Source organism: Collinsella sp. OM08-14AT (assembly GCF_003438115.1).
Classification (GTDB): Bacteria; Actinomycetota; Coriobacteriia; order Coriobacteriales; family Coriobacteriaceae; genus Collinsella.
Genome location: NZ_QSTE01000040.1, coordinates 1 through 1039 on the forward strand (window position 1 = coordinate 1; position 1039 = coordinate 1039).

A 1039-nucleotide genomic window follows, 5' to 3' on the forward strand; every position below is an offset into this window, starting at 1 on the left:
GCCGGGCCCTTACGCCAGCACGCCGAAGAACGCGCCGACGATGCCCACGGCCATGGTGGCCACGATCAGCACCATGGGGTTGATCTTCTTGGACAGCAGCCAGTAGTACAGCCAGAAGGCGATCATGCCGAGCATGCCGGGCATGATGCCGTCCAGGATGTCCTGGAGGGTCTGGGCGTCGTCGCCCGAGCCGATGGCCACCGGGATGCTGGCCCAGAACATGTCCTTGCACATGGCGCCCACGACCATGACGCCCACGATGCCCACGCAGGTCATGATCTTCTGCATGAGGCCGGTCCTCTGGGCCTCGTCCAGGAAGCCCACGCCCAGCTCGTAGCCCTTGACGGCGCCCCAGATGCGCAGCGCGAAGCCGGGGACGTTGTAGATGAGCAGGAAGGCGATGGGGCCGAAGGGGTTGCCGGCCTGGCACAGGCTGATGCCCACGGCGGCGGCGACCACGCGCAGCGTCGACAGGAAGATGGAGTCGCCGATGCCGGACAGCGGGCCCATGAGGGCGGCCTTGACGTCGTTGACGCTCTCGGGCTCGATCTCGCCGCGGGCGACCTTCTCCTCCATGGCCATCGCGATGCCGCCGACGAACGGGGCGAACTGGACGGTGATGTTGAAGAACGCGCAGTGGCGGTGCAGGGCCTCGGCGTAATCGTCGGGGCGGCCGGCGTAGATCTTCTTGAGCATGTTGGCGACCATCAGGCAGAAGGCGATGTTCATCTGCTTGTAGTAGGTCCAGGAGAACTCCATGCCCAGGGCGCCGACGTTGACGGCGCTCTTGACGAGGTCGGAGCGCGTGATCTTGTTCTCGGGACTAGAAGTCATCGTCCTCATCCCCTTCCGCGGAGAGCTGGGGCTGGGCTCCGCCCAGGCCGAGCAGGTCGAACTTGTCGATGCCGATGATGATGGCGATCAGGGCGACGCCCAGGACGGGCACGTTGGCGTAGGAGCACAGCAGGAAGCCCAGGAAGTAGAAGGGCACGAGCTGCTTGGTGAGCACCAGGCGGCCGAGCATGGCGAAGCCCATGGC

The 1039-nt window shown here is 65.7% G+C and carries 2 protein-coding genes; both read right to left on the reverse strand.

Features of this window, described 5'->3' with window-relative positions; translation table 11 throughout:
- Positions 1-9 precede the first annotated feature (9 nt).
- The gene (locus DXC18_RS10310) at positions 10-843 is read right to left on the reverse strand and encodes a PTS system mannose/fructose/sorbose family transporter subunit IID (RefSeq protein WP_035138993.1); all 834 of its coding nucleotides are present in this window, start codon (positions 841-843) and stop codon (positions 10-12) included.
- The coding region (locus tag DXC18_RS10315; protein ID WP_147326485.1) for a PTS sugar transporter subunit IIC at positions 824-1039 on the reverse strand (216 nt) is incomplete at its 5' end. The genes DXC18_RS10310 and DXC18_RS10315, both read right to left, overlap by 20 nt.